The following is a 25,391-nucleotide window of genomic DNA, read 5'->3' as shown; positions in this document are numbered from 1 at the left end:
CAACACCACGGGTATCGACGGGATGCGCCGTAGGCGGTTCCTGGGCGCGGGAGGAGCCCTCACGCTGGGGGCCGCGGGAGCGCTGACAGCAGGACAGGTGCTGGCGGGTGACGCCTCGGCTTCCGTCGGCGGGGCGACCGCCACGGGCGGTGCCGGCGCGTCGGTGAGCGGCACCGTCTTCAAACTGGGCGTCGCCTCCGGCGACCCGCTGCCCACCGCGGTCGTGCTGTGGACCCGGGTGGTCCCCGCCCAGCAGGGCAGTTCCGGCATCCTGGCCCCCACCGTCGCGGTCACCTGGGAGCTCGCCTCGGACAGCGGCTTCACCACGATCGTCAAGAACGGTACGGCCACGGCGAGCAGCGCCCTCGGCTACAGCGTCCACGTGGACGTCACGGGCCTGACCCCGGCCACCGACTACTGGTACCGCTTCACGGCACTGGGCCGCACCTCCGTCACCGGCCGGACCCGCACCGCCCCCGCCGCCGGGACCACCCCCGACAACCTGCGGATCGCGCTCGCCTCCTGCCAGAACTGGCAGCACGGCTACTTCACCGCCTACCGGGACATGCGCGCACAGAAGCCGGACCTGGTGCTGTTCGTCGGCGACTACATCTACGAGAGCTCCGCCTACTCCTACCGCGTGCGCCGCCACGAAGGCTCGGGCCAGCCCGTCACGCTCGCCCAGTACCGGGCCCGCCACGAGCAGTACAACACCGACCCGGACCTCCAGGCGATGCGTGCCGCCGCGCCCTTCGTCGTCGTCTTCGACGACCACGAGGTCGAGCAGGACTGGGCCGGTGACGTCGCGAACGACCCCGTCGCCTGGCCCGTGGACAAGTTCCGGGCCCGCCGTGCGGCCGCGTTCCAGGCCTTCTACGAGCACATGCCGATCCGTGTCGCGCAGAAGCCCGTCGGCCCCGACGTCCTGATGTACCGCAAGCTCGACTTCGGCACCCTGGCCCGGCTGCACGTGCTGGACACCCGGCAGTACCGCGACGACCAGGCGACCACCGACGACGGGGCCTTGGAGGCCGGCCGCGTCATCATGGGCGACACACAGCGGAACTGGCTGGTGAACAGCATGCGCACCTCCGGCGCGCGGTGGAACCTGGTCGCCTCCCAGGTGATGATGGCCGAGACGGACTTCCTCGCCGGTGTGGGCAAGGAGTGGTCGTACGACGCCTGGGACGGCTACCAGAAGGAACGCGCCGCCCTGCTCGCCGAGTTCCAGGAAATCCGCAACCCCGTGGTGCTCTCCGGCGACAGGCACCGCACCATCGTCAGCGACCTCAAGCTGGACTTCGAGGACGCGGACTCGGCCGTGGTCGGCGCGGAATTCGTCGGTACCTCCATCTCCTCCAACGGCGACGAGGACCTGACGGCCTTCGCCGCCGAATGGGCCCCCAAGCTGGCGGACAACCCCCACTGGAAGATCATCGACGCCCGGCGCGGCTACCTGCTCCTCGACATCGCCCCGGACCGCATCGACGCCCAACTGCGCGCGATCTCCACCGTGGTGACCCGGGACGGGACGACCGCCACCGCCGCGACGTTCCGGGTGGAGGACGGCGTTCCGGGCGTGTACCAGGTCGGCGTCGGGACGCAGTCCTCGGCCACTTCGCAGTCCTCGGCCACTTCGCAGTCCTCGGCCACTTCACAGGACACGGCCACTTCACAGGACACGGCCACTTCACAGGACACGGCCGCGGCGACGGACGCGGCGAGCGGCACGGACTCGGCAGCGTCGGAACCGACCGAGGCGACCGGCCCGGCATCGGCTTCCACCGCCGAATCCACGAGCGACGCCTCCACCGACAGCCCCACCGACGTCTCCACCACCCCCTGACCTCCCGGGAGAGAACGTGTTCACCACCCGATCCCGGCGTCCCGACGGAACCCACGGACACCGGCGACGCAAGGTCATGAAGACATCCGCGCTGGCCGGTGCGGTGGCGGTACTCGCGGCGGGTGCCTTCGTGATGCTGCCCTCCGACGCGGAAGCGACCGCACCCGCACGCGGTGACTTCGACGCCGACGGCACGTCCGATCTGGTCTACCGCAACGTGGCCGGTCAGCTGTACGTCAACACCGGCGCGGGCGAGACCATGGCCCTCGACTCGGACGTCGCCAAGGTCAAGGACGTACTCACGCCCGGAGACCTCGATTCGGACGGCGTCCAGGACGTGCTGACGCTCAGCCCGACCGGTGTGCTGTACTTCCATTCCGGTGTGTACGCACGCACTCCCGGCGGCCTCGGCTCGTACCGTACGGTCGCGTCGGGCTGGCAGATCTACAACAAGGTCGCCGCCCCGGGGGACTTGAACGGCGACGGCAAGGCCGACCTGGTGACCCGCACCCCGGCCGGCACGCTCTACCTCTACCCGGGCAAGGGCACCGGCGCGTTCGGCAGCCGTGTGCAGATCGGCACCGGCTGGCAGCAGTACGACGAGCTGATCGGCGCCGGCGACCTCACCGGCGACGGCATCGGCGATCTCCTCGCCCGTACCCCGGCCGGAGTCCTCTACCGCTACCCGGGCAAGAAGGGCGGCACCCTCGGCACCCGGGTCGAGGACCCGAAGACCGAGTGGGCGTCGTACAACCAGATCATCGGAGGCGGCGACTGGGACGGCAACGGCAAGACCGACCTGCTGGCCCGGGACTTCACCGGCGCCCTGTGGTTCTACCCCGGCAACGGCAAGGGCACCTTCGGCACCCGATCCGCCCGCAGCGCGGGCTGGGGCAAGGCGACGCAGCTCGCGGGCGCGGGCAACAACCCGCACTTCGGCAAGTACGGGATCATGGCGCGTACGTCGGCCGGAAGCGTCTACAGCTACCAGGTCACCGGCACCGGCACGCTGACCGGGAAGCTCCTGATCGGCGGTGCCTGGCCTTCCTCCACCACCCGCCTGGCCCACGCCTCCTCGCTCCGCCAGAACGGCCTCTCCGACCTCGTCGTCCAGTCCGTCAGCAGCGGCCGGTTGACCAACCCGGCGTTCTACGCCCTCTCGGACCCGCAACTCGCCACCGGTTCCACGTCCTACAACCGGATCGTCGGCCCCGGCGACGTGACCGGTGACGGCAGGGGAGACCTGCTGGCGGTGACCACCACCGGCACGCTGTACCTCTATGCGGGCGACGGCTCCGGCACCACGGTCGCCGCCCGCGTCAAGATCAGCACCGGCTGGGAGCGCTACAACGCCCTCGTCGGCGCGGGCGACTTCACGGGTGACGGCCGTGCCGACCTGCTGGCCCGGGACACAGCCGGCGTCCTGTGGCGCTACGCGGGCACCGGCACCGCGTCCGCCCCCTTCGCCGCCCGGGTGAAGGTCGGCACCGGCTGGCAGCAGTACAACAAGGTGTTCTCGCCCGGCGACGCCAACGGCGACGGCAAGGCCGACCTCATGGCCACGAACTCCTCCGGCGCCCTGTACTTCTACGCGGGCACCGGAACCGGTGGCTTCAAGTCCCGCGTCACCAAGGCCGGCAGCGGCTGGAGCGGCTGGGCCGACCTCCTGTGAGCACCGCCTCGGCCTCCCCTCCGCCGCGGGTCACCGCAGGGTGGGCATCGCCCCGCCCTCGACGCGGGTCACCTCGACTCCCGGCAGTCCCGTGACCCACCGGCCGGCGATCTCGGCGAGCCGCTGCGCGCCGAGTGGCGTACGGCCGAGCCCGATCGCGTATCGCACGCCTGCCGGCCCCCGGCCCGACGCCGCCGCGGGGGCCAGTGCCCGCGGCCAGGGTTGCGCGTCCCTGACGCCCGCGTCCGCCAACGCGCCGAGCAGCGCGCGCATACGCCCGCGTACGCGCCCGTTCAGCTCGTCGAACTCCTCGGCCCGCCGGGGCAGGACCGTCACCACGGCCCAGGCCGCGTGCCGCCGGTGCAGGGGCGGCGGGGAGAGCAGCTCGGACCACGGATCCCCACCGGACTCGGCCGCGGCCTCCACGATCTCCCAGGCCCGGTAGAGCTCCATGCCGAGCAGGTCCCGCCCGTCGGGGCCGACCTGTTCGGTGCAGGACCGCACGGGCGCGCTGGGCGTCAGCACGGTCAGGGCCCCGCCCGTGTCGTGACCGTCCCCGGCGAGGGCGACGGGCTCGCGCCAGTCCCACGCGGCCCATGTGCCGAAGAACCGGCGCAGCAGATCACCGGCGTCCGAGACCTCCGGCGACTCCCGCACCGTGCGGGCCGCGAGCACCGCCCAAGCCACCCCGGGCAGGGAGCCGAACGGCGCCGCGTCCAGCCCGCGTGCCCTCGCCCACGCCTTCACACCTCGGGCCAGCGCCGTGAACCGCGGCACCCCTCCCGCGCCCGCGCTGTCCGCGCTCACGGCCGCCAGGACCGCGTCCGCGTCGGACACCGCGCTCAGCGCGATGGCCGCGGCCTCGCCCAGCTCGCCCCGCCGGGCCACCGCGTCCTTCACCGGCACCGACCCGGTGGCCACGGCCACCAGATCCACGTCGAGCCCCGCGACACGGAACCGCAGCCCCGGCACGCGCGCGCCGACGACCTCCCGCATGCCTTCGGCGTCCGGCAGCGCCGCTGTGACCCGCTCCCGTACGGCCGCGAGGTCGACGGTGCCGGGCAGCGCCGCGACGACATCCAGATCGGCCCCCTCCAGCGCGCAGCCCATGCGCCGTGACCCGGCGAGATGGACGGCACCCTCGCCGAGGGCGTCCGTCAGACGCCGTACGACGTGTTCGGCCGCCGTGGCGTCGACGGCGGGCCGGACGCCCGCGGCGGCGGGCACGGCCCACTCCTCCCATCCCCGGTCGGGCCGGCCGAGGGCCGGCTCCCCGAGCCAGCGCACCTCGCCGGTGCCGAGGGCGACCGTGGCCCGCGGCCGCATCGGTTCGTCGCCCCGCCGGGACAGCCGGGCGGCGCAGTCGACGGCGACGGCGTGCGGGTCGCCGCTCCGGCCGAGGCTCAGGTGCGGGGTGAATCCGTCGTGGCGTCCACCGCAGCGCGGGAAGCGCCGAACGAGTGACTGCCACAGCTCCGCCCACGGCGTGTCGTCGTCTGCCGCGGGGTCCAGCCACACGGTGGCGCCGTCCCGGTGCCCGAACGTGTGCAGTCCCTCCAGCCGTGCCGTGAACGGCGCCACCTGCGCGACCGCCGTGGCGAGCAGCGGTGCCGCCCGCTCGAAGTCCGACTCGGGGACGAACCCGAACAGTACGTTGACGTGCGGCGGCCAGCGCCGGATCTGCACGTCGTGATCCCGGCGCACGTCCTGGATCGCCGGCCACAGCTCGCGCGGCGGCACCCACGCCAGCGCCGTACGGGGTGTCGGCGCGGCGTCGAGCACGTCGACGGGCGCGCCGGCGCCGCAGTGCAGGTCGGCGGCGAGGCCGTAGTGGTCGGAGACGTACAGCCCCTGCGGGCTGGGCGTGTCGCCGAGCAGCGCCGCGCCCGCCACCCGCGGCCCGTCGACGGGGCGGACGAAGACACGGTCGAGGCGGGAGGCGCGGCCGGTCAGGGAGGAGACGGCGGCCAGCGGGTTGGCACCGGGGTCGAAGGTGGGGGAGTGGTCGTCCGGCCCGTGCGTCTCGGTCCACGCGTCGAGCATGCCGAGCGTGCGCGCCGGGCCGGACCCGCCGTCGTTGAAGTCGCCCACCAGGACCAGGCCGCCCTGGACGCCCGCCAGCCCCTCGGCGAGCCGGGTCAGTTCGGCGCCCCGCCTGCCCGCCCCGTCCTCCGAGTGGTCGCTGCTGAGATGGGTGGCGGCCACGGTCAGCGGCCCGGACGCGGTGTCCACGACGACGGCGGTGACGGCCTTGTGGTGCCCGAGGACGTGCAGCCCCGCCTCCTTCACCGGGAGCCGGCTCAGCAGGAGCAGCCCGCAGTCGTCGACGTCCTTGCCGTCAGGGTCGGTGCCGACGGTATAGGCGGCCCGTACCCAGGCCGCGTCCAGCAGCATGGCCAGCAGCCCCGCCTCGACCTCCTGCAGGGCGATGACGTCCGCGTCGGCCCGTTCCAGCGCCCGCAGCAGCAGCGGCCTGCGTCCGGCGGTGTCGATGCGGTGGCTGTCGTAGCGGTCCCACAGCGTGTTCCAGGTCAGCACCCGCACCCGGTCCGGCCCCGCCTCCCGCGCGGTGGCCGTCGCGGGGATCCACCGCCCGGCGGCCGCGTCCCACGCGTGCGGCGTGCGCGCGGTGAAGAAGGGCGCCCGCAGCAGCCGCGCCTCGCGCACCCGGCCGGCACCGGAGGCGTCGATGCGGTCCACGCCCGTGGCGCGGTCCCACACCACCTCGCCGTCCGCCTCCACGAACAGCACCCGGTGCCACGGGATCTCGCCGCCCGGCACGAACGCCGGCAGCGGCACCCGCTTGGGCGCGGCACCGCGCTGGTGGATGCCGAGCACGAACCGCGCGGGGTCGAAACGCGCGTCCCAGCGCACGCGGTGATAGATCTCCTCACTGGTACGCATCAGGCGTCCTCCCCCTCCAGTGTGCCGTCACGGTCCTGGACGGTTCCGTCCGCGCCCACGTACCAGGTGCGATGCGCCTGACCGGGGTACGGCGGCACGAACCGGCGCAGCTGCCCCGTCAGCACCTCTGCCGGCACCGGATGCGCACGGGTGGCGTTGCGCCGTACGAGCTCGTCCTCGTCCACGAGCACCACGACGTGTGTGACCAGCGCGTCACGCCGGCGCGCCACGGCGTGCACCAGGGACCGCTGGTGCGGGTTGAGCGAGGTGGCGTCCCACACCACCGTGCCACCGGCCCGGAGCGCCCCGTCCAGCCGTTCCAGCCCCTCCCTCAACACCTCGCCGTTGGCCCTCTGGTCCGCGCGCGCTCCGCGCGCCTCGCGCAGCCCGTCCAGCGCAACGCACGCCGAGACACCCTCCAGCCGCGCCGCGAACGCACTCTTGCCGCTGCCGGAGGGCCCCACGAGGTGCACCAGCCGGGGAAAGTCCCCGCCCCGCCACCGCCAGGTCGCCGCGACGGCCTCCTCCACCGTCATGGCCCGCTCCAGGGCGTACGCCGCCCGCGCCTGCGCCCAGCACCGGTCCCCGGCGTCGCCGCCGACCCCGTCCCGCTCCAGCGCCTGCCGCAGCCCCGCCCTCAGCGCCCCGAGCGGCGCCTCACCGAGCAGCCCGGCCTCCTGAGCGTGCAGCGCGGACCACTCCACCTCCTGCCGCGCCCGCTCGTCCCCCGCGACCGCCCCCGCGACGGCGTGCAGCACACCCAGATCGGCCGCGAACGACATCCGTACGAGCCCGGCCCGCCGCTCGTCGTCCGGGTACGGCCGCTGGAGGGCGGCGTGCAGCCCCACCAGATCGGCGACCCGCCGCGCGAGCGGCACACCCAGCACCCCGGCCGCCCGGCCCATCAGCCTCGCCCTGGGTGTGCGGTGCCCCAGCGCGGCGAGCACTCCCGCGAGCCGTACGTCCCCGGCGCGCCCCAGCGCGTCCAGCCGCGCGCCCACCTCGGCGGCCGCGCCCGCGTCGAAGTCCGCCACGCCGAGATGCCCGGCCAGCGCCTCCCCGTCCGGCGCCGCCCCGGACCGTACGGCCCACGTCGCGGCCGCCGGGCCGAGCCCGTTCGCCACGACGGCGGCGTGCATCCAGTGCGTCCCCGTCGTCACATGCCCGGCCCGCACCCACTTGGCGACCCGCCCGGCGAAGTCCTCCCGCGCGAAGCCCTCGACGGTCCGTACGACGTACCCCTCCTGCCGCCCGGTCTCCACCCGCAGCCGCCGCAGGGCCCGCTCGTCGAACACCCCCCGCCACAACACCGGCGGCACCGGCACCCCCAGCCCCCGCAGAAACCGCACGGTCTCGTCCCACCCCAGGCACCGCTCCCGGTCGTCCCACACCGAGAACCCGTAGAAATACCCCTCCAGGGCGTCGTACGGGATCGAGTGCCGCGCGTACATGTTCTCCCCGCACACCCGCCACCCGGCCGGTATCCGCGCGCACACCCGCCCCTGCAGCGCCTTGACCCACGCCCGCGACGGATGGTGCGCCGAGTCCACGGACCGCGCGTGCAGCCCGTCCGCGTACAGCGTCGTGTTCTCCCCGTCGAGCTTCTCGGTGACCACGACCTCCCGCCCGACGAACCCGCTCACCCCACCGGCCCGCACATCATCCGCGGAAACGCCCGGTGACCAGGGCAAATGGTGAGTTCGGGGGTAGGGGACGCGCATGCGGGCCACTATAGGAGCGCGGCAAACGGCTCCTCCAGCGGATTACCGACCGGCGCCGGGCTCGATTCTCACCCCGGTGCCGTCGCCCTCCCTCGTGTCACCGCGTTTCTCACCCGACCCGGATACCCACGATGCACGTGTCGTCGTCGGTGTCCGACTTGCTGTAGGTCAGCAGGCGGTCCAGCTGGTGGTCGAGTGCGCTGAGCGCCGTGCTCGCGGTGGTCAGCAGATGCGTCAGGGACTCCTCCACGGACCGGTCGCGGCGCTCGATCAGGCCGTCCGTGTACATCAACAGAGTGTCCTCGGCGGCCAGTTGCATCTCGGCCTCCTCGTACCGGGCCTCGGGCACGGCTCCGAGCAGCATCCCCTTCACCAGGGGCAGGGGAGCCGCCTCGGTGTTCCGGACGAGCACCGGTGGCAGATGTCCCGCCCTGGCCCAGCGCAGCGTCCGCCGCTCCGGGTCGTACAGACCGCACACCGCCGTCGCGGTGACGGCGCCCGTCAGATGGTGCGCGACGATGTTGAGCCACGACAGCAGCTGGCCCGGCCCGGCTCCCGTCACAGCCAGGCCGCGCAGCGCGTTGCGCAGGACGACCATGCTGGTGGCGGCCTCGATGCCGTGACCGGCCACGTCTCCCACGCACAGCAGCACCATTCCGGACGGCAGGACGACGGCGTCGTACCAGTCGCCGCCCACCAGCTGCTCGGTCTCCGCGGGCCGGTAACGGACGGCCACCTGCAGGTCGGGCACCTGCAACGGTGCCTGGGTGGGAGGCATGATGGCGTGCTGCAACTGCAGGGTCAGCCGGTTGCGTTCGGTGGCCTGCTGCTCCGTGTGCGCCAACTGGTCGCGGGTGGCGGCGAGCGCCACCTCGGTCCAGTGCTGGGCCGAGATGTCCTGGCAGGCGCCGCGGACCAGGAGCAGCCGGCCGTTGGTGTCGAGCACCGGTTCGGCGACGATCCTGATGTGGCGGGTCACCCCGTCCGGCCGCTGCAGCCGGAAGGCCGCGGCCGCCGGCCGCCGGTGGTGCAACAGCGTGCGCAGGAAGCGACGGATCGAGACGCTGTCGTCGGGGTGCGCATGGGTCGGCAGCTCTTCAAGGGGCACCGGCGTGCTCGACTGCGGGCGCCCGTACAGATCGAACAGCTGCCCGTTCCAGGTGATCTCACCGGTCAGTGTGTTCTCCTCGAACCCGCCGATGCGGCCGAGACGCTGGGCGTGCTGGAGCAGGCTCGCCAGTCGTGCCGTCTCGTCCTCGATACGCCAGATGAGGAGCACGGCACCGCCGTGCCGGCTGATGCTGATGTCCGCGACCGCCGAGAGGGGGACCTGGTCGACGAGGGCGGTGAGGTTCATCCGCCGGGTCCTGAACGGCTCGCCGGTGGCGTACACGCGCTCGATGCGCTGGAACAGCTCGCTGTCGCCCGCGGCCATCGGGTAGGCCTCGAGAAGCAGGGCGCCGTTGACGACCGCCCGCGGCCGGCCGGCCGGATCCAGGAAACGGCCGTTCACGTGCTGGATGTGGAAGTCCACCAGGTGCCCGGCGCCGTCCAGGTGCGGCACCAGGACCAGGGCGGGATCGTGCAGCCCGTCGGCCAGGTCCATCAACTCGGCGGCGTCCGGCAGGAGGCGCGGCTCCTGGACCCCGTCGTGCAGCGGCGTGCGTGTTTCCAGCGTGTGGGCGCACAGCTCGGCCAGGGCCTCCACCTGGCGCACGATCTGCGGCGGCTGCGGCGCCAGGGGAGTGGGCCAGGCGATCTCCAGCACGCCGTGGATGCGCCCTCCGGTGCCCGCGGGCAGGGCGACCCTGCCGCCGTCCGGATGGTGGTGCAGGCCGATGGTGGGCAGCCCGGTCTGCCCGAGGGTCGGGATCCACTGCCCCCCGCGCTCGGTGAGGCCGTGCCGCGCCACCGTCACCACGTCCGGTGGGACGTAACGCCAGCGCGCGGCCTCGGCCGGTGAGAACCCGGCACTGCCCGCAAGGGAGAGCGAACCGTCGGAACCCGCGGCCCAGATGGCCACGGCCACCGCCCCGAGGGGACACAGCGCCTGCTCCAGCAAGGCGTCGGCGACGGCCTGGGCGTCGTTCGCGGCCAGGGCGCCGCTCTCGGCCGCGCGCAGACGTACGGCGGCCGACTCGGCCTCCGCTTCGTCGGAGACCCGGGTCGCCGCGAGGAACGCCTCCGTCACCTCGGACATACGGTCCCGGGCGGCCTGGTTGATGACATCGACCGCCAGTTCCAGAAGGGTGACCTGGGCCTGCTCGGCCAACTCGGAGAGCTGCCGGGCTGCCTGGGGCGGCCCGCACTTCAGTCGTTCGACCAGGATGCCCTTGGCGAGCTCGATCAGGGCACGGCCCTCGGCCTCCGCCTGGGCGGCCCGCACCTCTCGGCTGAGCCGCTCCACGGTGGCCGCCAGTCTGCCGACCGGAGAGGCGGACGAGACGCCCACGAGATCCGCGGGCGGCCCGCCCGGAATCGTCGACGGACCCTCGGCGGTCACCGACAGCCCGTCAGGAGTCACGGACGGGACGGCGGACGACGCCGGGGCAGCGGCGGATTCGAGCGTCGGCTCACCGCCCCGACCCGGTTCGCGCAGATGCTCGGACATGCTCACGGCGTGGATGCTCCTCGGCTGCGGGGCCCTGGGGCGCGGAACGGGAGGCGCTGCGGAGCGCCCGGCCCGCCGGTGTGCGGGACGGGCGCCTGCGTGCTCATGCGGGCAGCCAGCGGCGGACGCAGGCGATGAGGTCGTGCGTGTCGACAGGCTTGGTGACGTAGTCGCTGGCGCCCGAGGAGAGGCTCTTCTCCCGGTCGCCGGGCATCGCCTTCGCCGTCACGGCGATGATGGGCAGCTCCGCGTACTGCGGCATCCTGCGGATCTCGGCCGTCGCCGTGTACCCGTCCATCTCCGGCATCATCACGTCCATCAGCACGAGCGCGACGTCCGGGTTGTTCACCAGCGTCTCGATGCCCTTGCGCCCGTTCTCGGCGTGCAGGACCCGGAAGCCGTGGAGTTCCAGGATCCCGCTGAGCGCGAAGAGGTTCCGCGCGTCGTCGTCGACGACGAGGACGGTGCGGCCCGTCGGCGTGTCGTAGACGGGGAGCGGAGTCAGCTGCTGCGGCTCCTCGGGCCGGACCAGGGACAGCACGTCCCCGGGTTCCTCGGCGGACAGGTGCAGGGCGATGCGCTCGCGCAGTTCGTCGAGACTGGACAGGACCTCCAGTGCCCCGCCCGCCGAGCGGGACCGCAGCGTCTCCTCCAGCGGCACGTCCGTGCGGTGACCGCTGTGCACCAGCACCGGAACGCTTGCCAGCGCCGAGTCGCCCTCCAGGGCCTCGAGGAAACGGGAGGTCTCGCCGTCCCGCATGCCGTGCTCCAGGACGACGCAGTGGCACGGATCGGCCGCGAGGGCGCCGGCCGCCTCCTGCGCTCCGACGGCGGTGATGACGTCGACCGAGGGCCGCTGGACGCTGTCGTCGCGGCCGTGTGTCAGGTCGGCGACCACGCTCTCCGCGACGAGGGTCAGCAGACCGCGCGGCCGCTCCTCCACGACCAGCAGGCGTCGGGGCCGTGGCCCGGGCCCGATCCGTGGCGCCGGCACCGGGCGGGACGATCCCTCGGGAAGGGGCTCGGCAGAGGTCCGCTCCAAAGCCCTGCCGTGGCTGATCAGTTCCTCGAAGTCGGGCCGGGCCACGGGCAGGAAGAGCGTGAACGTACTGCCCTGGCCGGGCGTGCTGTCCACCGTCACGGCACCCCCGAGCAGATGGGCGATCTCGCGTGTGATGGACAGACCGAGACCGGTGCCGCCGTACTTCCGGCTCGTCGTGCCGTCCGCCTGCTGGAAGGCGCCGAAGATCGTCTCCAGATGCTGCTCGGGGATGCCGATTCCGGTGTCCTTGACGCGGAAGGCCACCACGGCGCCGCCTCGGATCACGCCCTCGGGCACCGCGTCGTCCGCCGCGGGCTCGATGCTCAGCTCCACGCCGCCCTGCTCGGTGAACTTCACCGCGTTCGACAGGAGGTTGCGCAGCACCTGGCGCAGCCGGGAGTCGTCCGTGAGCAGGTCCGCGGGGGCGCCGGGAGCGGTCGTCACCGTGAAGTCCAGGCCGTTCTGCGTCGTCATGGGCCGGAAGGTGGCCTCGACGTACTCGATCAGCTGCCGCAGTGCCACCCGCTCGGGGGTGACGTCCATCTTCCCGGCCTCGACCTTCGACAGGTCGAGGATGTCGTTGATCAGCTGCAGCAGGTCCGAGCCGGCGGAGTGGATGATCTGCGCGTACTCGACCTGCTTGGGCGTGAGGTTGCGGGAGGGGTTCTGTGCCAGCAACTGGGCGAGGATGAGCAGGCTGTTGAGCGGGGTGCGCAGCTCGTGGCTCATGTTCGCCAGGAACTCCGACTTGTACTTCGAGGCCAGCGACAGCTGCTGGGCGCGCGTCTCCAGTTCCTGCCGCGCCTGCTCGATCTGGAGGTTCTTCGCCTCGATGTCCCGGTTCTGCGCCACCAGCAGCGAGGCCTTCTCCTCCAGTTCCGCGTTGGAGCGCTGCAGCTCCTCCTGCTGCACCTGCAACTCGGCCGAACGGGACTGCAGTTCACCCGTCAGACGCTGCGACTCGACCAGCAGTTCGTCGGTGCGGGCGTTGGCCACGATCGTGTTGACGTTGACGCCGATGGTCTCCATCAGCTGGGCGAGGAAGTCCAGGTGGATCTGGGTGAAGCGGGTGACCGACGCCAGCTCGATGACGCCGAGGACCTGGCCCTCGACCACGATCGGCAAGAGCACCAGCGCGGTCGGCACCACCTGGCCGAGCCCCGAGGAGATGGTCACGTAGCCGGGCGGCAGCTCGTCCACCATGATGGTGCGCCGGGTGCGGGCGGCCTGGCCGACCAGGGTGCGGCCGATGGCGATACGCGTGGGCCGACTGCTGTCCTCGGGGTAGCCGTAGGAGCCGACGAGCCGCAGTTCGGGCCCGTCCTCGGCGTCCTCGGCCAGGTAGAAGGCACCGTACTGCGCCGACACCAGGGGAACCAGCTCGTCCATGATCAGCTCGGCGACCACGGGCAGGTCGCGGTGGCCCTGCATCAGGCTCGAGATCCGGGCGAGATTCGTCTTGAGCCAGTCCTGCTCCTGGTTGGCGCGGGTGGTCTCGCGCAGGGACTCCACCATGGAGTTGATGTTGTCCTTGAGCTCGGCGACCTCGCCGGACGCCTCCACGGTGATCGAACGCGTCAGGTCGCCCTCGGCGACGGCACTGGCGACCTCGGCGATCGCGCGGACCTGCCGGGTCAGGTTGCCGGCCAGCTCGTTCACGTTCTCCGTCAGGCGCTTCCAGGTGCCCGAGACGCCCTCCACCTCGGCCTGTCCGCCGAGCCGTCCTTCGGTGCCGACCTCGCGGGCGACGCGGGTGACCTCGTCGGCGAAGGCGGAGAGCTGGTCGACCATCGTGTTGATCGTCGTCTTGAGTTCCAGGATCTCGCCGCGCGCGTCCACGTCGATCTTCTTCGACAGGTCGCCCCTGGCCACCGCGGTCGTCACCAGCGCGATGTTGCGCACCTGGCCGGTGAGGTTGTTGGCCATCGAGTTGACGTTGTCGGTGAGGTCCTTCCAGGTGCCCGCGACGTTCGGGACATGCGCCTGTCCGCCGAGCTGTCCTTCGGTGCCGACCTCGCGGGCGACGCGGGTGACCTCGTCGGCGAAGGCCGACAGCGTGTCGACCATCGTGTTGATGACCTCGGCCAACGCGGCCACCTCGCCCTTGGCCTCGACCGTGATGCGCTGCGACAGGTCACCGCGCGCCACGGCGGTGGCGACCTGGGCGATGGAGCGGACCTGGCCGGTCAGGTTGGACGCCATCACGTTGACGTTGTCGGTGAGGTCCTTCCAGGTTCCCGACACACCGCGCACCTGGGCCTGTCCGCCGAGGCGTCCTTCGGTGCCGACCTCGCGGGCGACGCGGGTGACCTCGTCGGCGAAGGCGGAGAGCTGGTCGACCATCGTGTTGATGGTGTTCTTCAGTTCGAGGATCTCGCCGCGCGCGTCGACGGTGATCTTCTGGGAGAGGTCGCCCTTGGCGACGGCGGTCGCCACCAGGGCGATGTTGCGGACCTGCCCGGTGAGGTTGCCCGCCATGAAGTTCACCGAGTCGGTGAGGTCGCGCCAGGTGCCCTTGACACCCTTCACATCCGCCTGTCCGCCGAGGCGTCCTTCGGTGCCGACCTCGCGGGCGACGCGGGTGACCTCGTCGGCGAAGGCGGAGAGCTGGTCGACCATCGTGTTGATGGTGCTCTTCAGTTCGAGGATCTCGCCGCGCGCGTCGACGGTGATCTTCTGGGAGAGGTCGCCCTGCGCCACCGCAGTGGTCACCTGCGCGATGGAGCGGACCTGGCTCGTGAGGTTGCCCGCCATGTGGTTCACGGAGTCGGTCAGGTCCCGCCAGACGCCGGCCACACCAGGCACCTGGGCCTGTCCGCCGAGGCGTCCCTCGCTGCCGACCTCGCGGGCGACGCGGGTGACCTCGTCGGCGAAGGCGGAGAGCTGGTCGACCATCGTGTTGACGGTCTCCTTCAGCTGAAGGATCTCGCCCCGGGCGGGCACGTCGATCTTCTGCGACAGGTCCCCCTTGGCCACCGCCGTGGCCACCTGCGCGATGTCACGGACCTGGGTGGTCAGGTTGCCCGCCATGGCGTTCACCGAGTCCGTGAGATCGGCCCAGGTGCCCGAGACCCCCGGCACCTCCGCCTGCCCGCCGAGCGTCCCCTCGGTGCCCACCTCGCGGGCCACCCGGGTGACTTCGGAGGTGAACACCGACAGCTGGTCCACCATGCCGTTGAACACCTTGGCGATGTCGCCCATGAGGCCGTCGGCGTCGTCCGGCAGGCGGGTGCCGAAGTCCCCGTCCCGTACGGCAGTCAGCCCCGCCAGGAGCCGCCTCAACTCCTGGTCGCCCGGCACGGCCTCTACGACACCGGTGCTGTTGCTGGTCATGCGCACCCTCGTTCCGCTCCCCAGGAGTCCTCCCTACCGAGGACTCGGAACTCCCCCCGGACCGCATCGGCGGCCCGGCTGTCGTGCATGCATTTCCGCAGTTCACGGATCTGCGCGATGAGGAAAATACGCCGCAGGCTAACCCAGGTGCCGAGCGCGAAACAAAGTCTTGGGCCAAGTCCGAACCCAGGGCATTCAGACGGTGCGGAACGTGCATGCCGAAGTGAAACAGGGGTACTGGAGACGATTTCGGCAGTACGGAGACACCCCCCACGACCATGCCCCTCCGCGTCCGTGTCACGCCACGGGAACGACGACGGTCAGGCCAGGAAACGCTCGATGGCCTCGCGGGCACGGGCATTCGAAGCCGCGGCGTCAGCCAGAGCCCGGGCCAGGGCGTCGATCCACTCGTCCAGGCCCACTCGGTGCCGCGAGAGCACGATGCCCCGCACCTCGTGGCAGATCTCCCCTGCCACCCGGCCCTGATCCCTCCCCAGCGAGAGCCGCTGCTCCCCGAGCGCTGAGGTCGCGCGAATACCCGTCACTCGGCCACCGCGCGGGCCAGCGCCAGCCTGCGCGCCGCGTGCATCGTCCTCACCAACGGCGAGAAGGACGACGCCCACACCGAGGACGGGGGCTTCGCGCCGTCTGTGACCGACCACGCGCCCGGGCAGCCCCCGGTAGACCGGCGTCTCGTCGGCGTGTCATCGACTCCTGTGCCCTCGACCTCTCGGCTCACCGCGCGGATCGCGTCGCCCTTCGGCACGCGTGACCCGGGCCGGCTGGGCCGTGGGTGAGGGCGAGGGAGCCCATGCCGCCGCCGATGCTGACGACCTTCGAAGGGCCGGCAAGCCAACGGCCGTCGGCCTGCCCTTGCCCCCACGCACGCCACCCTCTACCGCAGCCGGCCGGGCGGCACCGCGCCTCACGCGCGGATGGGTCGCCGCCCTGAACACCCGGCGTGTGCCGCGGCGACCTCGCCCAGGAGTCACCTGGGGTGGTGCAGCCAGCGCTGCAGGGCGGCGTTGACGTTGTCGGACAGGGCGCTGAGCTGTTCGATGGCGTCACGGTCGTCGGGGTACGGCGGGATTCCGGCCGAGGTCAGGGCCGCGTGCAGGTCGATGCGTCGCTGGTCGCGGGGGCTGATGGTGAGGCCGAGGCGCTCGGCGGGATTCGGCGGCGGCAGCAGGTAGTCCATGTCCCGGTCCGAGTCGGCCGGCTTCGGCCAGACGACTTCGGCCACATCGACGGCGTAGGGGTCGACGTAGGCGTGGGCTGCGCCGTGCTCGGGGGCGGTGGTCGTCACGTTGTTCTCCTCACCGGCTTCTTGGGGTTCTGCCGGACATGAGGCGCGCAGAGGCCGCGCCGGTTGCGGTCATGGCCGTACATCACTCTGACGGCGTCATCGGAGGCTCATCCGCTGGTCCGACCAGTGGCCCAGCGGAAATAGGGATGCCGAACGGCTCCGCCCCCTCATAGCCTCGCCCCATGCGCCCTCACCCCGCCCTGCTGAACGTCATCGATGTGGAGGCCACCTGCTGGGAGGGACAGCCGCCGCCCGGCTCGGTGAGCGAGATCATCGAGATCGGTCTGACGGTCGTCGACGTCCGGGAGCGGCGCCGAGTGTCCCGGCAGGGCATTCTGGTGCGCCCGGTCCGGTCGTCCGTCAGCCCGTTCTGCACCGAACTGACCGGCCTGACTCAAGCCGACGTGGCGCACGGCGTGACCTTCGCCGAGGCGTGCCGGCTCCTGGTCGAGGAGCACGGTGCGGCGGAGCGCCCCTGGACGAGCTGGGGCGACTACGACCGGCGGCAGTTCGTGCGGCAGGGCCGTGCCGACGGGGTGGCCTACCCGTTCGGGTATCCGACGGAGCGCACCCACACCAACGCCAAGGCCGTCTTCACCGCGGCCCATGGTCTGCGCAGGAAGCCCGGCATGAGCCAGGCCCTGCAGATCGCCGGACTGCCGCTCGAGGGGCGCCATCACCGGGGCGAGGACGACGCGTGGAACATCGCGGCACTCGTGCTGGACCTGCTGGACCGCGGCGCATGGCCGGCGGCCGACGGAGCTTGAGCGCTGCGCTTCCCCCGGTCCGACAGTACTCCCCGGCGACTTCTTCAAGACCTCCGCGTGCTTGTCCGTTCCTCAGGTTCGGGCGTGCCCCGGCTGTGGGCCGCCGTAGGTGACGGGTGTTCCGCCATCGGAGCCCGATGGGGGAGTGGGCTGCCGGCCGTCGTTGGTTCAGTTCGTGGTGAGCATGCCCTGGCGCAGGCGTGCCAGGGTTCGCGAGAGCAGGCGTGAGACGTGCATCTGGGAGCAGCCGATGTGTTCGGCGATCTGCGCCTGGGTCAGTTCTTCGACGAACCGCATGTGGATGATCTGCCGGTCGCGGTCGGCCAGTTCGGCGAGCAGCGGGACCAGGGCGTGGAAGTCCTCCACCAGCTCCATCGCGGCGTCCTCTGTTCCGATGAAGTCGGCCAGCGCCGCCTCCCCGGTCTCGTCACCGCTGATGGCGGCGTCGAGGGAGGAGGAGTTGTAGCCGTTGGCGGCCAAGCGCGCATCGATGACCTCTTCCTCCGAAAGGCTCATCAGCTCGGCCAGTTCCTTGACCGTCGGGGTGCGGCCCAGACGGCTGCGGAGTTCGTCGGTGGCGCGGGCGAGTTCGACGCGGGCTTCCTGCAGGCGCCGGGGGACGTGCACAGCCCATGAGGTGTCACGGAAGAACCGCTTGATCTCCCCGACGATGTAGGGAACGGCAAAGGAAGTGAACTCGACCTCACGCGAGAGCTCGAACCGGTCGATCGCCTTGATCAGCCCGATCATGCCGACCTGAACGATGTCCTCCATCTCGTCCCCGCCACGGCTGCGGAACCGGCCGGCCGCGTAGCGCACGAGGGACATGTTCATCTCGATCAGCGTGTTGCGGGCGTACTGATACGCGTGGGTGCCCTCTTCCAGGACGGCCAGCTGTTCGAAGAACAGCTTCGACAGCGACCGCGCGTCCTTGGGCGCCACCTTCTGCGGATCGGCAACCTCCGGCAGCCGAGCGGCAGCGTGATCGACGTTCGGCTGGAGACTCGTTGTCGCGGTCATCCTTGCTTCCCTCCCTTGCTTGTCGGCCCGTCCCTTGTGCGCCGCGGGCCGACGGCGACCCGACTACCCCGCCTGACCACGACCATGCGAACACCTTCTGGATCCGTTCGGCTCCCCACCGCTGAGACCGGCGAAAGAGCCCCTGACCACCGGCGCCCTGACGGACGGGCAGGCAGCACGATCCCCCGACGGAGCAGCCCGTATTGGCGGGGCGATACGATGACGTGCGTCGCTCCGTAGACGCGGTAAAGCGAAGAGCCGGGGAGCGCCGATCAGCGGTATCTGAGGTAGGGGAGAGAACGTGGACGCCTCCCACGGTGTGGCCGGGCCGATCCCGGTCCCAGCGCCGTCTCGTCGCGGCGCTGCGCTGGAGATCCGCTCGTTGTCCGGTCGCCCTGGGATTCGTGCCGCTGGAGAGATCGACGTGATCACCCGTTCCTCCTGGACACAGGCCCTGGAGGGCCTGGCGAGCGTCCACACGGACGTCTCCTTCGTGGAACTGTCCGGCCTGACGTTCATCGATGTGGGCGGCACGGCGGCGCTGGCGGTCACCGCGCAGCAATTGGGTACCGGCCGGATCGTCGTGGAGCGACCCCCGCCGGAGCTGGGGCGCATGCTGGCCCTGTTCTGGCCCGGCCTTTCGACGATCGAGGTGGCGGGGCGATGATGACGGCCACCGGCAATGAACCCTTTGTCCACCCCGCGCTGTTCTACCGGGGCAAGGAGCAGTACACGGCGGGCACGGTGCCCTTCGTCGTGGAAGGACTGGCCGCCGGAGAGGCCGTCGCGGTCGCCGTTCCCGGCCCCAACCTTGAACTGATCAAGGCCGAACTGGGAGCGAGCGCCGCCGAGGTCAAGCTCCTCGACATGACCGAGGCGGGCCGCAACCCGGGGCGGATCATCCCGGGCGTACTGCGCGCCTTCGCCGACGCTCACCCGGCCGGCCGGGTGCGGATCATCGGCGAGCCGATCTGGGCCGGTCGTTCGGCCATGGAGTACCCGGCGTGCGTGCAGCACGAGGCGCTCATCAACGCCGCCTTCCAGGGCCGTGAGGTGACGATCCTGTGCCCGTACGACGCGGATGGTCTGGAACCGGGTGTGCTCGCCGACGCCTACGCCACCCATCCCGTCGTCATCGACACCGGCGTCGAACTGGCCAGCGACGCCTACGCTCCCGAGCAGGTTGTCGCTCGCTACAACCAGCCGCTCACGTACCCGCCCGGAGCGGAGTCGCTGACGTTCGACGCGGAAGCACTCCCGCAGGCCCGCTCCTTCGCGGTCCAGGCAGCCAAGCGGCTGGGCCTCGCCGGCGAGCGGCTGCAGGATCTGACGCTGGCGGTGGCGGAGCTGACCACCAACAGCGTGGTACACGGTGGTGGATCGGGGACGCTGCGGATTTGGGCCGAGGGCGAGCAGATCGCCTGCGAGGTCCACGACCGCGGTCGGCTGACCGATCCGCTGGCCGGCCGTCGACCCCCGACACGCGACCAGTTGGGCGGGCGTGGCTTGATGCTCGTCCACTACATCGCCGACCTCGTACGCCTCCACGCAGCTCCGGACAGCACCACCATCCGCTTCTACCTCGACCTCTGACCACCCCACCCCGTCCCACCCCGTGGTGCGGGGCACCACCATGCCCGGCGGAGCTGTCGAGCGTGGCTTCGGCTTCCTGCTCGCTGTGGCGGTGGGGTGGTCCGGGCGTCGCGGCCGGGATCGACAGGCCAGCGGTGCCCTGCGCCACCGACGGCCGTCCCGGCCGGATCGCCGTCGCGGTCGAGCGCGACGGCGTGTCGACGGTGAGCGCTCGGGGCGCACGCATGCGTGTCGCCGCAGCGTGGGCCCAAGCCGCGCGGCAGCGTCAACCTTTGGTGGTACCGCGGAAGTCGCAGGTACCTCCACGGCTACCGCGCACAGTGGAGCGGGAGTTCCACCCGCTGCTCGACGCGGAGGGTGCGCCGCCGCCCTACGGTCATGGCACAGTGGCGCCGCCCGACCAGCGGAGCCATACAGCTCGCGGGCTGCTCGGAGGGATCCAACGGGGCGTTGCCCGGCTCGCGGCCGGAAGGAGCCAGCATGACCATGGCACGCAGACATTGTGCTCAACAGCGTGAACTGCCACCGTCGTGCGCGGAACGACAGCCCGATCACGACTCTTGAGCACCTCAACTCTGTTGCTGGGTAAGACCGTTGGTGCCCAATCGTGCCGACCCGGCGAAAATACCGTTTTCTCCGCCGTCTATCGGCTGCAGGCCTGAGGCAAGCGTCTGCCGGGCGGGTGGCCCCTCCATGAACGACACATCACCGCGGTGTGCGGTCTCGGGTCGGCCGACCGGTCCGACCGCAATCCGCGAATCCAGCGAAGGAGACGTTTCGCAGTCATGAGAAAGAGTGCATTTCGCGTTCACACCGACAAAGCGCCTACCCGGCATCGGGTCACCATGACCCCGAGACCGGGTTGGAGAGTCAGAACCGGCGTTTTCGCCGCCACGACGGCGCTCCTCTCGGCAGCCACGCTGCTCGGAGCCGGTCCGGCGTCGGCCGCGCCTGCGGCGATCAAGCTGACCTCCTCATCCTGCCCCAACGTGATCCAGCAGGGCCAGGTGAGCGGCTGCGTCACGGAGTTGCAGAACCTGCTCAACGCCCACGGCGCCGGTCTGGTGGTGGACGGCAATTTCGGGGCGAACACGCTCTACGCGGTGCGCGAGTACCAGTCCTCCACCGCGATCGCCGTGGACGGACAGGTGGGCCCCCAGACCAAGGCCAAGCTGTACGCGACCGGCGGCTCGGCCCCGGCACCGATCAAACTCACGTCCTCGTCCTGCCCGGCGAACATCGTCCAGGGCAACAAGGGAGGCTGCGTCACCGAACTGCAGCGGCTGCTCCGCCACTTCGGTTACTCCATCGACGTGGACGGCGATTTCGGACCGGCGACGGACAGCGCGGTCCGAAACTTCCAGTCCGGGCACGGCCTTTCGGTCGACGGCCAGGTCGGCACGAACACCAAGCGGGAGCTCTACAACACCGACGAGTCACCGTCCACCGCCCTGGACCTGCGATCGGCGTCCTGCCCGTCGAACATCGTGGAGGGGCAGAGCGGCGGTTGTGTCGCGACGCTGCAGGCCCTGCTCAACGGCAAGGGGCAACACCTCGACGTCGACGGCGAGTTCGGTCCCCTGACCCTGGCGGCTGTGAAGTCGTTCCAGTCGGCGGCGGGCCTTTCCGTCGACGGCGAAGTCGGCCCGAACACCAAGTCAGCCCTGTACGCGAACATCAGCACGGGTGGCGGCAGCGGCGCACCGGCCCCGATCAACCTGAACTCCAGCTCGTGCCCGAGCAATATCGTGCAGGGTCAGCGCAGCGGCTGTGTCACCGAGCTGCAGAGCCTGCTCAACCACCACGGAGCCGATCTTGCCGTGGACGGCGACTTCGGACCGTTGACCGACAGCGCGGTGCGGGACTTCCAGGCCGAGAAGGGGCTGTCGGTCGACGGCCAGGTGGGTCCGAACACCAAGGCCGCTCTGTACGGCGCGGTCACCCCGCCGTCCTCGCCGCCGCCCGGTGGCGGGTACAGCAAGATCCTCGATGTGGCCGCGGCCGAGGTCGGCACGGTCGAGGGCAGCGCTCGGGCGAACAGCTACGGATCGGCCGTCGGCGTGTCGCTGTCCACCAGCGACTACGCCTGGTGTGCGACCTTCGTGAGCTGGGTCGCCCAGCAGACCGGGGCGAGCTCCTACCGCAGCACCTGGGTGTCGCACTGGGTCAACCAGGCGCGGGCCGGCAATTACCACCTCTCGGTGACGACGGACCCGCAGCCGGGCGACATCGTGGCCTTCGACTGGGACGGGGGCAACGACTACACCGGCGGGGAGGAGCACATAGGCATCGTGAGAACGGTGAGCGGCGGCTCAAGCTTCACCACCGTCGAAGGCAACACCGGTAACCCCAATGGCGGGTCGGACGGTGTCTACGTCAAGACCCGCAGTACGGACAGCGGATACGACGTGCTGTTCATCCGAGTCCGCTGACCGGGTGCGGGATGAGAGCTCTGGTCCCGGCGTTTCATCCCGCGGCCGGAGTCCGCACCGGCGCTGCCGGGTGCCACCGCCCGACCTGACCGGGTGGGCAGGCGCCCGGCCGTGCTCCATCAGTCACCACGGGATGGCGTATGGCCGGCCGACCCTCGGCGCATCCGGACGGGTCGTCGGTCACGCCGAGCCGGCCCCGCGCCGGGCATCTGATCGTCATCCGCCTGCGGCGTCCTGGGCCTCCCAGCGCAGCAGATCGCCCGGCTGGCACTTGAGCACCTCGCAGAGCGCGGCGAGCGTGGCGAAGCGCACCGCCTTGGCGCGGCCGTTCTTGAGTACCGCCAGGTTGGCGGGCGTGATCCCTACGCGGTCCGCGAGCTCGGCCACGGACATCTTCCGCCGGGCCAGCATCACGTCGATGTCGACGGCGATCGGCATCAGATCACCTCGTCCAACTCGGCCTGCATCTGCGCCGCTTCGACGTCGCGTGCGACGGCCTGGGCGAGCAGCGTCCGCAGCACGAGCACGATGAGCGCGACCCCCAGGATGGCCACGCCGACCCCGCCCATGATGACGGTGACACCCGGGTCGTCCCGCTGGCCCGGCGCATTGACGGCCGTGACCGCGAACCACACGAGGGCAGCCGCCACGATCGCGCCGATCATGCCGTCGACATACCGGAAGGCGGCGTGGGAGAACACGGTTCCGCGTCGCACCATCGTCACCAGCCGCCATACGCAGACCAGGGCGACCTGGACCGACGCCATGCCCAGGATCGTGATCACGCGCAGCGGGGTCAGCGGGAGCGACCCGTCCTCCGGGTCGGTGGCCAACGCCCACACCATCAACGCCTGCACGAACACGGTGCCGGCGAGCACCACCACGAGCACGGCGCGCAGCGCACGCACGGTCAGCTTTCCCATGGCCCATCCTTCCATCGAATCGCGATAGGAATCTATCGAGATTCGATAGGTCGAGCAAGGGCTGGGATGGACGGAGGGCGGGCGGCAGTTTCGCGCGTGGCTTCGCCGCTTGCGCAACCGCCGGGAGATCCGTGACGACGTCCAGGAGCTTTCCTCGGCCCGGCCTGCGGCGTCATCCTCTGGCGACGACTGAAGCCACCACGTCAGGAGTTCTTGTCGTCTTCCTCCCGCGCCCGCGCTGACGCCCGATACGACGTGGAACCGTCCCGGGCACAGCACCAGGGCCCCTCTCACACCGGCGCGGTACTGTCACCGGGAGGCCGGCGGAGCAGGTGCAGACAGACGACCGAGGCGACGACGGTCCGCCGTTCGTCGGCGTCCAGGCGAGGGTCCATTTCGACAACGTACTGCTGCAACCCGATCCACGAGTCGATGGTGCTCACCGTGACCCGGCCGAGGATCTCCGGCGCCGGGCCCCCGTCCGGATCGGTCTCCGTGAGATGCCATTCGGTGTAGGGGAGACCCGGCCGCGTGAGGAGGAGTGGGCGTCCCTGCTCCGTCTGGAGGCTCAGCTGCCGGGTCTTGATGAGCCCACGGGCACCAGCGGTGCCGACCTCCCGGCCCGCGGCGTCGGTGAAGCGGAACTTCGCCGATCCGAACTTCTCGATACGGAAGAGGAACTCGCCCGACGTTTCCGTGAGGACGGAGTACGTGCCGTCGGTGTACGTGACCCAGGCGAGCGGGGTCCCCTTCACGGTGGACACGGCCAGGACGGGGCCCATGTATCTGCGCCACCGTGAACGCTTCGGCTGCCCCACCACGACGGCTTCCAGCTCGAACAGACCGGGTTCCGTCATCGGCCCTCCTTCCCCCGTCACAACTTCCCCCTCGGCCGAGTACGTCCACTGTGACTGAGGACCTGCTCGGCTCCCACCCCTCGGGCGGGCATCGACGCCATGACCAAGAACCCCGCTGCACACAGGCGCCGGTGCTCCGGCGCCCTTCTGGCTCCGCATCGTCCGTGCCGTACGCGACGACCTCGGGCAGGTCACAGCCGGCAGCCCTGTCACGTTGGTGGCACACAGCAACGCGGCGGCAGGCTGCCGGCGCCGGACCGACTGGTGGGGCGAGATGGACGTCGCGCCCCTGTCCGTACGCCTCTGCGGTAGGCATACGCATGCCAATCACGAAGAAAATCTGTCGTGGCGGAAGTAGACATTGGCCGTGCGTGGATCTATTGTTTTCTCCGTAGCCAGGAAGTCGAAGAGGCACGACAGACACGAACTGGCGTGCATGCAGGTCAAGCAGGACGCGGCCCAGGGGTCGCGAGCAGTACCGCGGTATCCAGCAGTACAACCCAGTAATCGAACGAGGTAAGGAGCAGACGCCATCAGGATCGCCCGGGCGAGGAAGAAGTCCGCTCGGGTACCGCAGGCCCCGGATTGGAAGGTGGTCCCCGGTCACGCATTCACGATCCCCGCAGCCTCCCGCCCTCCCGGGCGGAGCCTGCGGAAAGAGAAGGTCGACGCAGTCGGCCGGTAGATGGTGTTGAAAGCTCGGGGCCCGGGTGCCGGTACGGCACTCGGGCCCCCCGACGCGTCCCCTGAAAGAAGAGGTCTATGCCCCCTCGCAGTACCCCCGCCGTCGCCCCTCTGGACGACGACGACTATCCCGCCTACACCATGGGCCGGGCCGCCGCGATGCTCGGCACCACCCCCGCCTTCCTCCGTGCCCTCGGCGAACACCGCCTGGTCACCCCCCTGCGTTCCGAGGGGGGTCACCGCCGCTACTCCCGATACCAGCTGCGCATCGCCGCCCGTGCCCGCGAACTCGTCGACCAGGGCACCCCCATCGAGGCCGCCTGCCGCATCGTCATCCTCGAAGACCAACTGGAAGAGGCCCGGCGTATCAACGAGGAACTACGCGCCACGGGCAGCGACCCACAGTCGAAGACCACGGCCTGATCGGAACGTCGGACACCGCACGACGAAACCGCCCGCCCGCCGCCAACGGCAACCCGCAGCTCCAGGCCGCGCCTCCGGTGCAACGGGCGGTGTCCGCCCTCCAAGGGGAGGCCGGACACCGCAGAGGCGTCGAGGCTCGGGCTCCCTGGCGGGCGCCGTCGCCCCAGAAGTGTCGGTTCGCCCGGTGCCTCGGCGGCTGCCGTATGAGAGGAATCGGAGGTGCGACCACGCACCCCGCTCCCGCGTCCCGCACCCGG

General features: G+C 71.2%; 17 protein-coding genes. 7 read left to right on the top strand and 10 right to left on the bottom strand.

Annotated features, from left to right (window positions below):
- The first annotated feature begins 22 nt into the window (after window positions 1–22).
- Together ACIBVL_RS37040 and ACIBVL_RS37035 are read left to right on the top strand one after the other, a co-directional pair.
- Window positions 23–1,846: an alkaline phosphatase D family protein gene (locus ACIBVL_RS37040; RefSeq protein WP_399104679.1), complete on the top strand. Its 1,824-nt coding sequence runs from the start codon at window positions 23–25 to the stop codon at window positions 1,844–1,846.
- Window positions 1,847–1,922: 76 nt separating this feature from the next.
- A complete protein-coding gene (locus ACIBVL_RS37035; protein WP_399104526.1) occupies window positions 1,923–3,518 on the top strand; it encodes an FG-GAP repeat domain-containing protein in 1,596 nt (531 codons plus the stop codon).
- Between the two features lie 30 nt (window positions 3,519–3,548).
- On the opposite strand, the gene ACIBVL_RS37030 is transcribed toward ACIBVL_RS37035, so the two are convergent.
- The 6 genes from ACIBVL_RS37030 to ACIBVL_RS37005 form a co-directional block, all read right to left on the bottom strand.
- Window positions 3,549–6,422 carry a poly(A) polymerase gene (locus ACIBVL_RS37030; RefSeq protein WP_399104524.1) on the bottom strand — a complete coding sequence of 958 codons (2,874 nt, stop codon included), beginning with the start codon at window positions 6,420–6,422 and terminating at the stop codon, window positions 3,549–3,551.
- A complete protein-coding gene (locus ACIBVL_RS37025; protein ID WP_399104522.1) occupies window positions 6,422–8,143 on the bottom strand; it encodes an RNA ligase family protein in 1,722 nt (573 codons plus the stop codon). The genes ACIBVL_RS37030 and ACIBVL_RS37025 overlap by 1 nt, the downstream gene beginning before the upstream one ends.
- Window positions 8,144–8,252: 109 nt before the next feature.
- A complete protein-coding gene (locus ACIBVL_RS37020; protein WP_399104677.1) occupies window positions 8,253–10,754 on the bottom strand; it encodes a SpoIIE family protein phosphatase in 2,502 nt (833 codons plus the stop codon).
- Window positions 10,755–10,857: 103 nt separating this feature from the next.
- The gene (locus tag ACIBVL_RS37015; protein ID WP_399104520.1) at window positions 10,858–15,129 is read right to left on the bottom strand and encodes a HAMP domain-containing protein; all 4,272 of its coding nucleotides are present in this window, start codon (window positions 15,127–15,129) and stop codon (window positions 10,858–10,860) included.
- Window positions 15,130–15,449: 320 nt separating this feature from the next.
- The gene (locus ACIBVL_RS37010; RefSeq protein ID WP_399104518.1) at window positions 15,450–15,674 is read right to left on the bottom strand and encodes a hypothetical protein; all 225 of its coding nucleotides are present in this window, start codon (window positions 15,672–15,674) and stop codon (window positions 15,450–15,452) included.
- Between the two features lie 443 nt (window positions 15,675–16,117).
- Window positions 16,118–16,435, bottom strand: coding sequence for a hypothetical protein (locus tag ACIBVL_RS37005; protein WP_399104516.1), 318 nt, complete (start codon window positions 16,433–16,435; stop codon window positions 16,118–16,120).
- Window positions 16,436–16,617: 182 nt separating this feature from the next.
- Here ACIBVL_RS37005 and ACIBVL_RS37000 point away from each other — a divergent pair, with 182 nt between their 5' ends.
- The gene (locus ACIBVL_RS37000; protein ID WP_399104514.1) at window positions 16,618–17,202 is read left to right on the top strand and encodes an exonuclease domain-containing protein; all 585 of its coding nucleotides are present in this window, start codon (window positions 16,618–16,620) and stop codon (window positions 17,200–17,202) included.
- A 168-nt stretch (window positions 17,203–17,370) separates the two neighbouring features.
- On the opposite strand, the gene ACIBVL_RS36995 is transcribed toward ACIBVL_RS37000, so the two are convergent.
- Window positions 17,371–18,222, bottom strand: coding sequence for an RNA polymerase sigma factor SigF (locus ACIBVL_RS36995; RefSeq protein ID WP_399104512.1), 852 nt, complete (start codon window positions 18,220–18,222; stop codon window positions 17,371–17,373).
- Between the two features lie 319 nt (window positions 18,223–18,541).
- Between ACIBVL_RS36995 and ACIBVL_RS36990 the strand changes: the two genes are divergently transcribed.
- The 3 genes from ACIBVL_RS36990 to ACIBVL_RS36980 all read left to right on the top strand — a co-directional run bounded on the left by ACIBVL_RS36990 (window position 18,542) and on the right by ACIBVL_RS36980 (window position 22,247).
- A complete protein-coding gene (locus ACIBVL_RS36990; protein WP_399104675.1) occupies window positions 18,542–18,889 on the top strand; it encodes an STAS domain-containing protein in 348 nt (115 codons plus the stop codon).
- Complete coding sequence (locus ACIBVL_RS36985; protein WP_399104510.1) at window positions 18,886–19,815, top strand: anti-sigma factor RsbA family regulatory protein; 930 nt, start codon at window positions 18,886–18,888, stop codon at window positions 19,813–19,815. The genes ACIBVL_RS36990 and ACIBVL_RS36985 overlap by 4 nt, the downstream gene beginning before the upstream one ends.
- Window positions 19,816–20,804: 989 nt before the next feature.
- Window positions 20,805–22,247 (top strand): peptidoglycan-binding protein, encoded by a 1,443-nt coding sequence (locus ACIBVL_RS36980; protein WP_399104508.1) that lies wholly within the window; start codon window positions 20,805–20,807, stop codon window positions 22,245–22,247.
- A gap of 216 nt (window positions 22,248–22,463) precedes the next feature.
- Here ACIBVL_RS36980 and ACIBVL_RS36975 read toward each other — a convergent pair whose 3' ends face one another.
- The 3 genes from ACIBVL_RS36975 to ACIBVL_RS36965 all read right to left on the bottom strand — a co-directional run bounded on the left by ACIBVL_RS36975 (window position 22,464) and on the right by ACIBVL_RS36965 (window position 24,027).
- Entirely contained in the window at window positions 22,464–22,685 is a 222-nt protein-coding gene (locus ACIBVL_RS36975; RefSeq protein WP_399104506.1) for a helix-turn-helix domain-containing protein, read from the bottom strand.
- The gene (locus tag ACIBVL_RS36970; protein ID WP_399104504.1) at window positions 22,685–23,170 is read right to left on the bottom strand and encodes a DUF2975 domain-containing protein; all 486 of its coding nucleotides are present in this window, start codon (window positions 23,168–23,170) and stop codon (window positions 22,685–22,687) included. Before ACIBVL_RS36970 ends, ACIBVL_RS36975 begins: the two co-directional genes overlap by 1 nt.
- A gap of 290 nt (window positions 23,171–23,460) precedes the next feature.
- Complete coding sequence (locus tag ACIBVL_RS36965; protein ID WP_399104502.1) at window positions 23,461–24,027, bottom strand: hypothetical protein; 567 nt, start codon at window positions 24,025–24,027, stop codon at window positions 23,461–23,463.
- Window positions 24,028–24,789: 762 nt separating this feature from the next.
- On the opposite strand from ACIBVL_RS36965, the gene ACIBVL_RS36960 reads away from it, so the two are divergent.
- Window positions 24,790–25,134 (top strand): MerR family transcriptional regulator, encoded by a 345-nt coding sequence (locus tag ACIBVL_RS36960; RefSeq protein ID WP_399104500.1) that lies wholly within the window; start codon window positions 24,790–24,792, stop codon window positions 25,132–25,134.
- The last annotated feature ends 257 nt before the right edge of the window (window positions 25,135–25,391 follow it).

Source organism: Streptomyces sp. NPDC049687, from assembly GCF_044465285.1.
Taxonomy (GTDB): Bacteria; Actinomycetota; Actinomycetes; order Streptomycetales; family Streptomycetaceae; genus Streptomyces.
The sequence above is the reverse complement of the archived record's forward strand: the minus strand, read 5'-3'. Positions and strand labels throughout refer to the sequence as shown.